14 protein-coding genes are annotated in these 14573 nt (G+C 67.7%); 10 read left to right on the forward strand and 4 right to left on the reverse strand.

The features are described 5' to 3' along the window. Positions 1-15 precede the first annotated feature (15 nt). Positions 16-555, reverse strand: coding sequence for a cysteine hydrolase family protein (locus tag ACEL92_RS08895; RefSeq protein ID WP_374025227.1), 540 nt, complete (start codon positions 553-555; stop codon positions 16-18). A 59-nt stretch (positions 556-614) separates the two neighbouring features. Here ACEL92_RS08895 and ACEL92_RS08900 point away from each other — a divergent pair, with 59 nt between their 5' ends. Beyond that, on the forward strand, positions 615-2657 hold the full coding sequence (locus ACEL92_RS08900) for an NAD(+) synthase (RefSeq protein WP_374025228.1): 2043 nt from the start codon (positions 615-617) through the stop codon (positions 2655-2657). A 47-nt stretch (positions 2658-2704) separates the two neighbouring features. Here the strand turns inward: ACEL92_RS08900 and ACEL92_RS08905 are convergent, their stop codons facing one another. From ACEL92_RS08905 to ACEL92_RS08915, 3 genes are all read right to left on the reverse strand, one after another. Next, on the reverse strand, positions 2705-3112 hold the full coding sequence (locus tag ACEL92_RS08905; RefSeq protein ID WP_374025229.1) for a hypothetical protein: 408 nt from the start codon (positions 3110-3112) through the stop codon (positions 2705-2707). A 100-nt stretch (positions 3113-3212) separates the two neighbouring features. Next, positions 3213-4091, reverse strand: a complete 879-nt coding sequence (locus ACEL92_RS08910; protein WP_374026132.1) for a ribokinase — start codon at positions 4089-4091, stop codon at positions 3213-3215. A 64-nt stretch (positions 4092-4155) separates the two neighbouring features. Beyond that, positions 4156-4407: a hypothetical protein gene (locus tag ACEL92_RS08915; RefSeq protein WP_374025230.1), complete on the reverse strand. Its 252-nt coding sequence runs from the start codon at positions 4405-4407 to the stop codon at positions 4156-4158. 149 nt (positions 4408-4556) lie between these two features. On the opposite strand from ACEL92_RS08915, the gene ACEL92_RS08920 reads away from it, so the two are divergent. The 9 genes from ACEL92_RS08920 to octT all read left to right on the forward strand — a co-directional run bounded on the left by ACEL92_RS08920 (position 4557) and on the right by octT (position 14572). Further along, positions 4557-6785 carry an adenylate/guanylate cyclase domain-containing protein gene (locus ACEL92_RS08920; RefSeq protein WP_374025231.1) on the forward strand — a complete coding sequence of 743 codons (2229 nt, stop codon included), beginning with the start codon at positions 4557-4559 and terminating at the stop codon, positions 6783-6785. Then, a complete protein-coding gene (locus ACEL92_RS08925; protein ID WP_374025232.1) occupies positions 6782-8227 on the forward strand; it encodes a mechanosensitive ion channel domain-containing protein in 1446 nt (481 codons plus the stop codon). Before ACEL92_RS08920 ends, ACEL92_RS08925 begins: the two co-directional genes overlap by 4 nt. 106 nt (positions 8228-8333) lie before the next feature. Further along, a complete protein-coding gene (locus ACEL92_RS08930; RefSeq protein WP_374025233.1) occupies positions 8334-9593 on the forward strand; it encodes a glutamate-5-semialdehyde dehydrogenase in 1260 nt (419 codons plus the stop codon). A 36-nt stretch (positions 9594-9629) separates the two neighbouring features. Further along, positions 9630-10505 (forward strand): AAA family ATPase, encoded by an 876-nt coding sequence (locus ACEL92_RS08935; RefSeq protein WP_374025234.1) that lies wholly within the window; start codon positions 9630-9632, stop codon positions 10503-10505. Positions 10506-10511: 6 nt separating this feature from the next. Beyond that, complete coding sequence (locus ACEL92_RS08940) at positions 10512-11960, forward strand: VWA domain-containing protein (protein WP_374025235.1); 1449 nt, start codon at positions 10512-10514, stop codon at positions 11958-11960. 171 nt (positions 11961-12131) lie between these two features. Next, complete coding sequence (nadD, locus tag ACEL92_RS08945; RefSeq protein ID WP_255398626.1) at positions 12132-12788, forward strand: nicotinate-nucleotide adenylyltransferase; 657 nt, start codon at positions 12132-12134, stop codon at positions 12786-12788. Next, positions 12785-13174 carry a ribosome silencing factor gene (gene rsfS / locus ACEL92_RS08950; protein WP_374025236.1) on the forward strand — a complete coding sequence of 130 codons (390 nt, stop codon included), beginning with the start codon at positions 12785-12787 and terminating at the stop codon, positions 13172-13174. Before nadD ends, rsfS begins: the two co-directional genes overlap by 4 nt. Continuing rightward, positions 13171-13845: a glucosyl-3-phosphoglycerate phosphatase gene (gene gpgP, locus ACEL92_RS08955; RefSeq protein ID WP_374025237.1), complete on the forward strand. Its 675-nt coding sequence runs from the start codon at positions 13171-13173 to the stop codon at positions 13843-13845. Before rsfS ends, gpgP begins: the two co-directional genes overlap by 4 nt. After that, the gene (gene octT / locus ACEL92_RS08960) at positions 13835-14572 is read left to right on the forward strand and encodes a diglucosylglycerate octanoyltransferase (RefSeq protein WP_374025238.1); all 738 of its coding nucleotides are present in this window, start codon (positions 13835-13837) and stop codon (positions 14570-14572) included. The genes gpgP and octT overlap by 11 nt, the downstream gene beginning before the upstream one ends. Position 14573 lies beyond the last annotated feature (1 nt).

Consider the following 14573-nt stretch of genomic DNA (forward strand, 5'->3'; position numbering starts at 1 on the left):
GCGGGTGCGCGCCGACTAACCCAGGCAGTCCGCGGCCGTGGTGATCTCCGCCGACATGTTCTTTTCCATCATCTTGCACGCCGCCTCGGCCAGCCGGGCGTCGATGCCGGCCACGGCGTCGGTCGGGATGACGACGGGAAAGTGGCGCACGTAGGCGTCGAGTGCGGTGTAGAGGATGCACTGCTCGGTGACCTGACCGGCGATGACCAGCCGCTTGGTCTCCAGCCGGTTCAACAGATACGCCAGCGCGGTCGCGTAGAAGGCGCTGTGCCGCACCTTGGTCAACACGCGGCAGTCCCCGGCCGGCACGATCGGCTTCACCAGATCCGGGCGGGCGCCGTCGAGCGCGGAGCCGACGATGTCGGAGAACTGGGCGGCGAAATCGCCGTAGTTGTCGTTGACGTAGATCAGGTCCACGTCGTCGGATTCCCGTGCGCGCCGGACCAAATCGGCCAGCGGGTCGATGATCTTGCCGACATTGGGTATTAGTTCCTCAGCATCGGGATGCTGATAGGTGTTCATCATGTCGACCACCACCACGGCAGTATCGCTCATGATGGAGGGGATACCCGGCGGCCGCGGGTTGACACCGGTCAGGCGACAATGGAAGGGCGATGGACTTTTACAACGCTTACAGCCAGGGCTTTGTCCGGGTGGCCGCGTGCACCCATCACACTACGATCGGCGATCCGGCGGCCAACGCCGAGTCCGTCCTGGGGCTGGCGCGCGAATGCCACGACGACGGCGTCGCGGTGGCGGTGTTCCCCGAGCTGACGCTGTCCGGGTATTCGATCGAGGACATCGTGATGCAAGACCTCTTGCTCGACGATGTGAAGACCGCCATCGAGAGCATCGTCGCGTCCTCGACCGATCTGCTGCCAATCCTGGTCGTCGGCGCGCCGCTGCGGTACCGGCATCGCATCTACAACACCGCGGTGGTGATTCACCGCGGCGCCGTGCTGGGTGTAGTGCCGAAGTCCTACCTGCCCACCTACCGCGAGTTCTACGAGCGCCGCCAGATCGCCCCTGGCGATGACGAGCGCGGCACCATCCGGATCTGCGACGCCGACGTCCCGTTCGGCGCCGACCTGCTATTTGCCGCCTCCGACATCCCCGGCTTCGTGCTGCATGTCGAGATCTGTGAGGACATGTTCGTGCCGATCCCGCCGAGTGCGGAGGCGGCGCTGGCAGGCGCGACGGTGCTGGCCAACCTGTCCGGCAGTCCCATCACCATCGGCCGCGCCGAGGACCGCTGCCTGCTGGCCCGCTCGGCGTCGGCGCGCTGCCTGGCCGCCTACGTCTACGCCGCCGCGGGCGAGGGCGAGTCGACCACAGACCTGGCCTGGGACGGCCAGACCATGGTGTGGGAGAACGGTGAACTGCTGGCCTCGTCCGAGCGCTTCCCGAAAGGGGAGCGACGCAGCGTCGCCGACGTCGACCTCGACCTGCTGCGCTCGGAACGCCTGCGCATGGGGACATTCGACGACAACCGGCGCCACCACCGCGGGGCGGCCGAGTCGTTCCGGCGTGTCGACTTCCGGCTGGACCCTCCGGACGGCGACCTCGGATTGCGCCGCGACGTCGAGCGTTTCCCGTTCGTTCCGGCCAATCGCGAACGCCTGGAACAGGATTGCTACGAGGCCTACAACATCCAGGTCGCCGGGCTCGAGCAGCGGCTGCGCGCGCTGAACTACCCGAAGATCGTCATCGGGATCTCCGGCGGCCTGGACTCGACGCACGCGCTGATCGTCGCCGCGCGCGCGATGGATCGGGAAGGGCGGCCGCGCAGCGACATTCTGGCGTTCACGCTGCCGGGTTTCGCCACGGGCGATCGCACCAAACGCAACGCCATCGAGCTGTGTCGCGCGCTCGGGGTCACATTCTCCGAGATCGACATCACCGAGACCGCGATGGTGATGTTCTCCGAGATCGGCCACCCCTTCGGGCGCGGCGAGAAGGTCTACGACGTCACCTTCGAGAACGTCCAGGCGGGGCTGCGCACCGACTACCTCTTCCGGCTGGCCAACCAGCGCGGCGGCATCGTGCTCGGCACCGGCGACCTCTCCGAGATCGGGCTGGGCTGGTCGACCTACGGGGTGGGCGACCAGATGTCGCACTACAACGTCAACGGCGGTGTCCCCAAGACGCTGATCCAGCACCTGATCCGCTGGGTGATTTCGTCCGGTCAGTTCGAATCCGACGTCACCGACGTGCTGCAGTCGGTGCTGGACACCGAGATCTCCCCGGAACTCGTCCCGAAAGGCGAAGAGGAGGAGTTGCAGAGCAGCGAGGACAAGGTCGGACCCTATGCGCTGCAGGACTTCTCGCTGTTTCACGTGCTGCGATACGGGTTCCGGCCCTCGAAGATCGCGTTTCTGGCATGGCACGCGTGGAGCGACCCGGAACGTGGCAACTGGCCGCCGGGATTCCCCGAGGACAAGCGACCGACGTACTCGCTGAAGGAAATTCGGCATTGGCTCGGCGTCTTCGTGCAGCGCTTCTACTCGTTCAGCCAATTCAAGCGCTCGGCATTGCCCAACGGCCCGAAGGTGTCGCACGGCGGCGCGCTGTCGCCGCGCGGTGATTGGCGAGCCCCCTCGGACATGTCCGCGCGCATCTGGCTCGACGAGATCGACCGCCAAGTGCCCGAGGAATAGCGCGCTGCGGGCCCGCCCGGGATGCCCCGGACGGGCCCGAGCCCGGCTCACGCCCTCGCGCGGCGCCAGCCCTGATATTGCAGCTCCGCGAACACCAGCGTGTACGCCCCGGCCGCCAGGTTCAGCGCGACCCCGGCAGAGGTCAACGGGAAGACGTCCGTGAGCACCAACACCACGGCGGCCACCGTGTAGAGCAGGTTGGCGATGATGACGCCCATGCCGGCGCGGCGCACCGACGGCAGGCTGGCTAGCCCGAACACGACCACGCCGTAGCCGATCAAGAACGCGCCCATCGCGTACTCGAACGCCTTCGTGGTGCCCGAGAGCTCGGCGAGCCGGCCGGCGAGCGGGATGCCGGCCAGGCCGACCAGGCCGCTGATGGCGGCGTCGGCGCGCATGGCGAGGCGCAGCAGGCCGTCCCGGGTGCCGGTGCGATCAATCGTGGTGGCGGACATGAGGTTCCTTTCTCGATGGCTGATAGCGATCGCCACCGACGTTGCCCCCGAACCACTGCCAGATCCACGCCAGACGCTGCCAACTGCTGCCAACCGCAGGTCAGGACAGTGATTGGAGCGCCGCGTCTATTGCCTCGGTGTCCGGGGCGCAGTCGCCGGCGCCACGCGTCAGGGTTGCCAGCGCGCCCGCGGCGCAGGCGCGCCGCAACGCGCGCAGCCGCTCGTCGGGCGAACCCGGACGGGGCGGCCAGCTTCCCGCGAGCACACCGGCGAATACGTCCCCGGCCCCGGTGGTGTCCACGGCGGCCACCTCCGGAGCGGGCACCGCAAAATCTCCGTCGACGCCCACATACCGCGCGCCGCGGCGACCCAGCGTGGTCACCAGGTGATCGGGGCGCCAGGGCCACTCGTCGGCCTCGGCCTCATTGGCGACGACCACGTCCGCCAGGGCGGCCAGCTCGGACAGCGAACTGGGGTCCTGCCCGGAAGGTGAGGCGTTGACGACGACGACCGCGCCGGCGGAACGGGCCAGCCGTGCCGCGGTCGCGGCCGCCCGTACCGGAATTTCCAGCTGCGTCAATAACACGTCGCAGTCGCTGATGGCGCTGCGCGCGGCGGCGTGGTCCAGCGTCAGGCGCGCGTTCGCCCCCGGCGCGACCACGATGGTGTTCTCGGCGTCGGCATCGACGACGACGATCGCCGTGCCGCTCGGCCCGGGCACCGCGGCGGTGCCGTCCAGATCCACTCCGTTGTCGAGCAGGTGGGTGCGTAACCGCGCGGCGGCCTGGTCGTCGCCTACCGCTCCGACGAATCGCACCCGCGTGCCCGCACGCGCCGCCGCCACCGCCTGATTGCCGCCCTTGCCGCCCGGTGCGGAGGTCAACGACGACGCCAGCACCGTCTGGCCGGGGCGGGGGAGAGTATCGACGCGCAGCGACAGGTCCAGGTTCACGCTGCCGACCACACAGACTCGCGTCATTACGTCGACGTCAGCCGATGGCACGGACGAAACCTGCTGCGGCTCAGCCGTTTTGGCGCGGGCATCAGCATCCGCAGTCCTCGCCGCGCCACGCCTGGACGTCCTCGCGGACCGCGACACCGGCGATGCCGCGGCCGACCGTCGGGCCCGGCCGCCAGCCGCCCGGCCACGCGGCGATGACGGCCGGCGTCACTAGCATCGCCGCGGACTGCGCGGCGCACAGACGGTTCTGGGTTTCGGCGTCGCGATCGGCTCCCCGGATGGTTGCGACGCCGGTGGCGCCGCAACCATAGCCGTCCGCGCAAGGGTCGCTCATAACGCCAAGGATAGGTGCAGTCCGCCGGGTTGCTGAAGGTCCGAGCGTTCTTCGCCTCGAACGCTTTGCCGCAATCGCCCATATCGCGAGACGCGCGCGCTAGTGTGCTGCGTGAGCGATGCTGCCTGTCCGAGGAGGGGCGAAGTCGAGTGACATCGAGCGAGCTACGCGACGCTGAGTCGGCTTCGCAGAACGCACCGGCGCCCGACCCGGCCGAAACGGTTGTGACGCAAGTGAGCGAGCCCCGCACCGGCCGGAAGTTTCGCCGGCGTCGGCTCTTCCGGATCGGGCTGCAATCCAAGCTCCTGTTGATGCTGCTGTTGTGCAGCGTCCTGTCCATCGGGGTGATCGCCTTCATCGGGGCGTCGTCGGGCCGCAACGCGTTGCGCCAGGTCGAATCCGAGCGGCTCACCGAGCTGCGCGAGTCCCAGGGGCGGCAGGTGCAGTCGCTGTTCAAAGAGGTCACCAATTCCCTGATCGTCTACAGCGGCGGCTTCAGCATCGTCGAGGCGACCACGGCGTTCACCGACGGCTTCGCGCAGTTGTCCAACGCGACGATCACGCCGGCCCAGCAGCAGTCCCTCGTCAACTATTACGACAACGCCATGATCAAGCCGATCAAACGCATCACCGGCGAGGAACTCGATCGCAACGCTATTTTCCCGAGTTCCAACGCGCAGAAGTACCTTCAGGCCAACTACACCGCGCAATTCCCGTCGATCGCCGAGGCGAGGAGGGTGCAGGACGCGGGCGACGGCAGCGCGTGGTCGGCGGCCAACGCCCGCTACGGCTTTTACATGCGTGACATCGTCAACCGGTTCGAATACCCGGATGCGCTGTTGCTGGACATGCAGGGCAACGTCGTGTTCTCGGTGAACAAGGGCCCAGACCTGGGCACCAACATCCTGACCGGCCCGTATCGCGAATCCAATCTGCGGGACGCATACCAAAAGGCCTTGCGCTCCAACGATCTCAACTTCGTCTGGATCACCGACTTCCAGCCGTACCAGCCGCAACTCGATACCCCGACCGCGTGGGTGGTGTCACCGGTGGGGATGAACGGCAAGTTCAACGGCGTGATGGCGCTCCCATTGCCGATCTCGAAGATCAACAAGATCATGACCGCCGACAAACATTGGGAAGCCGCCGGAATGGGCCCGGCAACGGAGACGTACCTGGCCGGTCCCGATGACCTGATGCGTTCCGACTCAAGGCTTTTCCTTGAGGATCCAGCTGAGTACAAGCGCGAGGCGGTGGCTTCCGGAACCCCGCCCGACGTCGTGGAGGAAGCGATCCGCCTCGGTGGCACGACGCTGGTGCAGCCGGTCCCGACCGCGGGTCTTCGCGCCGCCCAACGCGGACAGACCGGAGTCGTCAGCGCCACAGACTATCTGGGCAACAGGGAGCTGGAGGCCTACGCCCCGCTGACCGTGCCGAACTCCGACCTGCACTGGTCAATCCTGGCGACCCGTGACAACTCCGATGCCTTCGCGCGCCTCGGCCGGTTCAGCCGGACGCTCGTGCTGGCGGTGTCGATCATGATCTTCGCCATCTGCGTGGCGTCGATGGTGCTGGCTCAGGTGATGCTGCGCCCGATCCGTCGGCTGCAGGCCGGCACGCAGAAGATCAGCTCCGGTGACTACGAGGTCAACATCCCGGTGCAGACGCGCGACGAAATCGGGGAATTGACTGCGGCTTTCAACGAGATGAGCCGCAACCTGGCGATCAAGGAGGAGTTGCTCAACGAACAGCGCCGGGAAAACGACCGCTTGCTGCTGGCGCTGATGCCCGAGTCCGTCGTCCAGCGATATCGCGAAGGCCAAGAGACCATCGCGGAAGAACACCAGGACGTGGCCGTCATCTTCGCCGAGATCGTCGGACTCGACGAAGTGTCCGCCGACCTGTCCGGCGACGAGCTGGTGGGCATCGTCGACGAACTGTTCCGGCAGTTCGACTCGGCCGCCGAATCTCTCGGCGTCGAACGTATCCGCACCTTCCACAACGGCTACCTCGCCAGCTGCGGCGTGGTGACCCCGCGGCTGGACAGCATCCACCGAAGCGTCGACTTCGCGCTCGAGATGCGCCACATCATCGAGCGGTTCAACGGCCAAACCGGTCACGAGTTGCGCCTTCGCGTGGGGATCAGCACCGGCAACGTCATCAGCGGGCTGGTCGGCCGCTCGGGGCTCGTCTATGACATGTGGGGCGCCGCGGTGAGCCTCGCCTACCAAATGCAAAGCGGCTCAGACCAATCGGGCGTCTACGTCACATCGCAGGTGTATGAGGCGATGCGTGACGTGCGCCAGTTCGCTCCTGCAGGCACCATCTCGGTCGGGGGTACCGATCAGGCGATCTACCGGTTGGCGGAGCGATCATGAACCTCTTCGAATCGTCGTGGTTCTACTGGGCGATCGGGGTCGCGGTCGGATTCCCGGTCTGCCTGATCCTGCTCACCGAGTTGCACCGCACGCTGGTCCGACGGCGAAGCCACCTGGCCAGGCAGGTAAGCCTGCTGCGCAACTATCTGCTGCCGCTGGGTGCGCTGCTGCTCCTGGTCGTCAAGGCTTCGCAGATTCCGGCCGGGGAAGGCTCCGTGCGGATCCTCACCACGGTGTTCGGGGTTCTGGTGCTGGTGTTGGTGCTCTCCGCGCTGAATGCCACCGTGTTCGAGGGCGCCCCCGCAGAAAGCTGGCGCAAGCGGTTGCCCGCCATCTTCATCGACGTCGCCCGCTTCGGAGTCATCGGCGTCGGGCTGGCGGTGATGCTCTCCTACATCTGGGGCGTCCGGATCGGCGGCCTGTTCACCGCCCTGGGCATCACCTCGGTGGTCATCGGCCTGATGCTGCAGAACTCGGTCGGTCAGGTCGTTTCCGGCTTGTTCATGCTGTTCGAGCAGCCGTTCCGGATCAATGACTGGCTGGACACCGGTACCACGCGGGGACGCGTCGTCGAAGTGAACTGGCGGTCCGTCCACATCGACACCGGCAGCGGCATCCGCATCATGCCCAACTCGATGCTGGCCAGCACCTCGTTCACGAACCTGAGTCGCCCGTCGCGCGCATACGACTGCGCGATCACCACGAAGTTCGCCGCCGGCGATTCCCCGGACAAGGTGTGCGCCATGCTGACGCGGGTCGCCGGGGCGCTGCCGGCCCGCAAACCCGAGGTGTTGCCCACCACGGTTGCGCTGGGCGGCGCCGAGTACCGCACCACCATCCGGCTCATGTCGCCCGCCGACGCGGAAACCACCGAAGCCACCTTCCTGCGCTGGGTCTGGTACGCCGCGCGGCGGGCGCGCCTGCGGCTGGATGGTGCCGACGACAACTACTCCACCAGGCCGCGCGTGGAGAAAGCGCTGCGCACGGTGGTCGCCCCGGCCCTGCGGCTGAGCCACACCGATCAGCAATCGCTGGTGCCGTACGCCAAGCTCGTCCGCTACGGTGCCGACGAAATCATCGAGTCCGCCGGTCAGGTGTCCTCCGGCATCACCTTCCTGGTCGCCGGCCGGGTTCGGTTGACGGCGACGACCGAAGACGGGTCGGTGGTGCCGGCCAGCATCCTCGACGAAGGATCGTTCCTTGGCCTGACGGCGCTGACCCGTCAACCCAACCTGGCCGGCGCGTACGCGCTGGACGAGGTGACGGCGCTGCAGATCGACCGTGAGCACCTCGAGCACCTGGTGATGCGTAAACCGTTGCTGCTCCAAGACTTAGGGCGACTGATCGAGGAGCGGCAGACCAAGGTGCGAGAGGTGGCCCGCCGCGACCGGCTCGGGCATGCCGGCGTCGCGCCACGAGAACCGGCGAAACCGCAGCGCTGACCCGCCGCCGCTGGAAAATTTCGGTGGTGGCGCGTTACGTGGAAAGCGACTGGCGTAATACCCGGGCCGCCGCGCTCGCCCGGCTAACGCCCGATACCCTGGTTCAATGAGTCTGCAAGCACCCTCGCTTCCTGACTTGCGCCGCGAGGTCCATAACGCCGCTCGCCGCGCCCGGGTCGCCTCCCGCGTCCTGGCATTGTTGCCGACGGTGGCCAAGGACCAGGCGCTACGCTCCGCGGCCGACGCGATAGCGGCGCACACCGATCTGATTCTCTCCGCCAATGCCGAAGATCTCAGCGCGGCCGAAGCCGCCGGCACCCCGACGGCGATGCTCGACCGGCTGGCGCTGGACGCCAAACGCGTGGAGGGGATCGCCGCCGGCCTGCGCCAGGTCGCCGGTTTGCCCGACCCGGTCGGGGAGGTGCTGCGCGGTTACACCCTGCCCAACGGTTTGCATCTGCGGCAACAGCGCGTGCCGCTCGGCGTCGTCGGCATGATCTATGAGGGCAGGCCCAACGTCACCGTCGACGCCTTTGGTCTGGCGCTCAAGTCGGGCAATGCAGTGCTGTTGCGAGGAAGTTCCTCGGCGGCGCGGTCGAATCAGGCGCTGGTGCAGGTGCTGCGCGCCTCGCTGGTCAGTGAGGACCTGCCCGCCGATGCGGTGCAACTGCTTTCGGCGGCCGATCGCGCCACCGTGACGCACTTGATTCAGGCCCGCGGCCTGGTGGACGTGGTGATTCCCCGCGGTGGAGCGAGCCTGATCAACGCGGTGGTTCGCGACGCGCAGGTGCCCACCATCGAGACGGGTGTCGGCAACTGTCACGTGTACGTGCACGAGGGAGCCGACTTAGACCTCGCGGAACGAATCCTGCTGAACTCCAAGACCCGCCGACCTAGCGTCTGCAACGCCGCCGAGACGCTGTTGGTGGATGCCGCGATCGCCAAGAAGGCGCTGCCCCGGTTGCTGGCCGCTCTCGAGAATGCGGGCGTGACCGTACACGGCGGGGTTTCGGCGGACGCCGCGGAGGACGACCTGCGCCGTGAGTACCTGTCGATGGACATCGCCGTCGCGGTGGTGGACGGCATCGACGCCGCGATCGCTCACATCAACGAGTACGGGACCGGGCACACCGAGGCGATCGTGACCAGCAATATGGCTGCGGCCCAACGGTTTAGCGAGGGCGTCGACGCCGCCGCGGTGATGGTCAACGCTTCGACGGCGTTCACCGACGGTGAGCAATTCGGCTTCGGCGCCGAAATCGGGATCTCCACCCAGAAATTGCATGCGCGCGGCCCGATGGGCCTGCCGGAGTTGACCTCGACCAAGTGGATTGCGTGGGGTGACGGGCAAGTCCGGCCCGCCTGACAACGCGAAGAAAAATGCTTTAGGAGAACCCAGACAGTGAGTGTGCCCGCCCGGCCCAGGCCGTTGTTCGCCGACATCGACGACGTCTCGCGACGGTTGGCCGAGACCGGTTACCTGCCCGACACCGCCACCGCCACCGCCGTGTTCCTGGCCGACCGGCTCGGCAAGCCGTTGCTGGTGGAGGGCCCCGCCGGTGTCGGCAAGACCGAGCTGGCCCGCGCCGTCGCCCAGGCGACCGATTCGGGGCTGGTGCGCCTGCAGTGCTACGAGGGGGTGGACGAGGCACGCGCCCTGTACGAGTGGAACCACGCCAAGCAGATCCTGCGCATCCAGGCCGGCTCTGGCGAATGGGAGCAAACCAAGGACGACGTGTTCAGCGAGGAGTTTCTGCTGCAGCGGCCGCTGCTCACCGCCATTCGGCGCACCGAGCCCACCGTGCTGCTGATCGACGAGACCGACAAGGCCGACATCGAGATCGAGGGCCTGCTGCTCGAGGTGCTGTCCGACTTCGCGGTGACGGTCCCCGAACTGGGCACGATCACCGCGGAGCGGACGCCGTTCGTCGTGCTGACCTCTAACGCGACCCGGGAGTTGTCCGAGGCCCTCAAGCGTCGCTGCCTGTTCTTGCACATCGACTTTCCCAGTCCCGAACTGGAGCGCCGCATCCTGTTGTCGCGCGTGCCCGAGTTGCCCCAGCACCTCGCCGATGAGCTGGTGCGCATCATCGGCGTGCTGCGCGGCATGCAACTCAAGAAGGTGCCGTCCATCGCCGAGACCATCGACTGGGGTCGCACCCTGCTGGCGCTGGGCCTGGACACCATCGACGACGCCGTCGTTGCCGCCACGTTGGGCGTCGTGCTCAAGCATCAATCCGATCAGCAGCGCGCAAGCGGCGAGCTCCGGTTGAACTAGGAACCCATGGCCCCCCGCCGCATCCGCCCCACCCGGCCGCTCGCCCCGCACGGGCTGCCGGGCCACCTGGTGGGCTTCGTCGAAGCTCTTCGCGGGGTTGGCATTTCGGTAGGACCGTCCGAGACGGTGGACGCCGGTCGGGTGATGGCGACCCTGGGCCTGGGCGACCGTGAGGTGCTGCGCGAGGGCATCGCCTGCGCCGTGCTGCGCCAACCCGACCACCGCGACACTTACGACGCCATGTTCGACCTGTGGTTCCCGGCGGCGCTGGGTGCACGCGCGGTGGTCACCGACGAAGGAGCCGACGGGCCGCAGGGCGACGACTCGTTGCCGCCCGACGACGTCGAGGCGATGCGGCAGATGCTGCTGGACCTGCTCAACGAGAACCCCGACCTCGCCGACATGGACGAGCGCCTCGTCGCGATGATCGCCCGCATCGTGGAGGCCTACGGCAAGTACAGTTCCAGCCGCGGGCCCTCGTTCTCCTCCTACCAGGCGCTCAAGGCGATGGCGCTGGACGAATTGGAGGGCAAGCTGCTGGCGGGGCTGCTCGCCCCGTACGGCGACGAGCCCACGCCCACCCAAGAGCAGATTGCCAAAGCCATGGCCGCACAACGTATTTCGCAGTTGCGCAAGCTGGTCGACGCCGAGACCAAACGGCGCACCGCCGAACAACTCGGCCGCGATCACGTCCAGATGTACGGCATTCCACAGCTTTCGGAGAACGTCGAGTTCCTGCGCGCCTCGGGCGAACAGCTGCGCCAGATGCAACGGGTCGTTGCGCCGCTGGCCCGCACGCTGGCCACCCGGCTCGCGGCCCGGCGGCGGCGGTCGCGCGCGGGCGTGATCGACCTGCGCAAGACACTGCGCAAGTCGATGTCGACCGGCGGCGTGCCGATCGACGTGGTGCTGGCCAAGCCACGCCCGGCCCGGCCGGAACTGGTGGTGCTGTGCGACGTGTCCGGATCGGTGGCAGGTTTCAGCCACTTCACCCTGCTGCTGGTAAACGCCCTGCGCCAGCAGTTTTCGCGCGTCCGGGTCTTCGCCTTCATCGACACCACCGACGAGGTGACGCACATGTTCTCCCCGGATGCCGATCTGGCCGTGGCGATCCAGCGGATCACCCGGGAGGCCGGTGTGTTCAGCCGCGACGGGCATTCCGACTACGGCAACGCGTTCGCGTCGTTCATGCAGGCGTTCCCCAACGTGCTGTCGCCACGCAGCTCGCTGCTGGTGCTCGGCGACGGGCGCACCAACTACCGCAATCCGGAGACCGAGCTGCTGTCCCACATGGTGACCGCCAGCCGGCACGCGCACTGGCTCAATCCCGAGCCCAAGCATCTGTGGGGCAGCGGCGACTCGGCCGTGCCGCGCTACCAAGAGGTCATCACGATGCACGAATGCCGGTCGGCCAAGCAGTTGGCCGCAGTGATCGACCAGTTGCTGCCGGTCTAGGCGCGGTTGCCGCGTCGCCCGCGTTCCCCCGCGTCACGCCAGCGTGACTGCGCGAGGCGAGAGTCACGCCAGCGTGACACTCGGCGGAGTGTGCTGTGGCTGCTGTGGCCGCTGCGACGGAATGGGGCGCCATCGCCGGCTCAAGTAAGCTGGCAAATCGTGCAAAAGGAGCTGCGCAGGCTGGGTGTGATGGGTGGGACATTCGATCCCATCCATTACGGGCACCTGGTTGCCGCCAGCGAGGTCGCCGACCTGTTCGACCTCGACGAAGTGGTCTTCGTGCCCAGCGGGCAGCCCTGGCAAAAAGACCGGCACGTTTCCGCGGCGGAGGACCGGTACCTGATGACGGTGATCGCCACCGCGTCCAACCCGCGCTTCTCGGTGAGCCGGGTCGACATCGACCGCGCCGGGCCCACCTACACCAAGGACACCCTGCGGGATCTGCACGCACTCAACCCGGATTCGCAGCTGTACTTCATCACCGGCGCCGACGCGCTCGCCTCCATCCTCTCGTGGCAGGGCTGGCAGGAGATGTTCGACCTGGCGCGATTCGTCGGCGTCAGCCGGCCCGGATATGAGCTCCGGCGCGAACACATCACCGGTGTGCTGGGCGAGCTGGCCGAGGATGTGCTGACGCTCGTCGAGATCCCCGCGCTGGCCATCTCGTCGACCGATTGCCGGCTGCGCGCCGAACAGCACCGGCCCCTGTGGTACCTGATGCCCGACGGAGTCGTGCAATACGTCTCCAAGCGCCGGCTGTACCGCGCCGGCGAACACTCGAAGGACACCGTGAGCCGATCAACCCTGCCCGCCGGGAACAACACATGAGCGCCACGCAGGAGGCCATCGACATGGCGACCGTGGCCGCCGGCGCGGCCGCCTCGAAGCTGGCCGACGACGTCATCGTGATCGACGTGTCGGGCCAGCTGGTCATCACCGACTGCTTCGTGATCGCATCGGGGTCCAACGAGCGGCAGGTCAACGCCATCGTCGACGAGGTCGAGGAGAAGATGCGCAAGGCGGGCTACAAGCCCGCGCGCCGGGAGGGCACCCGGGAGGGCCGCTGGACGCTGCTGGACTACCGCGACATCGTCGTGCACATCCAGCACCAGGATGACCGCGACTTCTACGCCCTGGACCGGTTGTGGGGAGACTGCCCCGTGGTGCACGTGGACCTGACCGACGAACCCGACGACTCGACGGGCACGCCATGACGATTCGTCGACTGATCATGTTGCGGCACGGGCAAACCGAGTACAACGCCGGTAGCAGGATGCAGGGGCAGCTGGATTCCCAACTCAGCGAGCTCGGCCGCGCCCAGGCGATAGCCGCCGCCGAGGTCCTCGGCAAGCTGCAGCCGTTGCTGATCGTGTCGTCGGATCTGCATCGCGCCTACGACACCGCGGTCAGGCTGGGGGAGCGGACCGGCCTGCCGATCCGGGTGGACGAGCGGTTGCGTGAAACCCACCTCGGTGACTGGCAGGGACTGACGCACACCGACGTCGACGCGCAGGCTCCGGGCGCCCGGCTGGCCTGGCGCGAGGACGCCACCTGGGCGCCGCACGGCGGCGAGAGTCGCGTCGACGTGGCCGCCCGCAGCGTGCCGCTGGTCGCCGAGCTGGTGTCCGGTGAACCGGAGTGGGGTGACCCCCAGCACGCCGATCGGCCGGTGGTGCTGGTGGCCCACGGCGGCCTGATCGCCGCGCTGTCGGCCGCGCTGCTGAAACTTCCGGTCGCCAACTGGCCGGTGCTGGGCGGCATGGGAAATGCCAGCTGGGTTCAGCTTTCCGGTCACTCCGACGAGCAATCCGCGGGTTTGGACGACATCCGCTGGCGTCTCGACGTGTGGAACGCTTCGGCGCAGGTGTCCAACGATGTCCTCTGAGGCGCGTCCGACGCTGCTGATCTTCGCCGACTCCCTGGCGTACTACGGGCCCACCGGCGGCCTGCCCGCCGATGATCCCCGCATTTGGCCGAACATCGTTGCCAGCCAATTGGATTGGGATGTCGAACTCATCGGTCGCATCGGCTGGACCTGTCGTGACGTCTGGTGGGCGGCCACGCAGGACCCGCGCGCCTGGGCGGCTCTGCCCCGGGCGGGCGCCGTCGTCTTCGCCACCGGCGGCATGGATTCGCTGCCGTCGGTGCTGCCGACCGCGCTACGAGAACTCATCCGCTACGTGCGGCCGCCGCGCTTGCGGCGCTGGGTCCGCGACGGCTACGGCTGGCTACAACCCCGGCTCTCACCGGTCGCCAGGCCGGCGCTGCCGCCGCACCTGAGCGTCGAATACCTCGAACTAACCCGCGCCGCAATCGATTTCAACCGTCCCGGGATTCCGATGGTGGCGTCGCTGCCCTCGGTGCACATCGCCGACACCTACGGCCGGGCCCACCACGGCCGCGCGGGAACGGCGGCGGCGATCACCGAGTGGGCGCAGACCCACGATGTGCCCCTCGTCGACTTGAAAGCCGCCGTCGCCGAACAGATCATGTCCGGCCGGGGCAATCCCGACGGCATCCACTGGAATTTCCAAGCGCACCAGGCGGTTGCCGAACTGATGCTCAAGGCGCTGGCCGAAGCTGGCGTGGTGGCCGAGAAACCGCACGGCTGAC

The organism is Mycobacterium hainanense (genome assembly GCF_041890355.1).
Lineage (GTDB): Bacteria > Actinomycetota > Actinomycetes > Mycobacteriales > Mycobacteriaceae > Mycobacterium > Mycobacterium hainanense.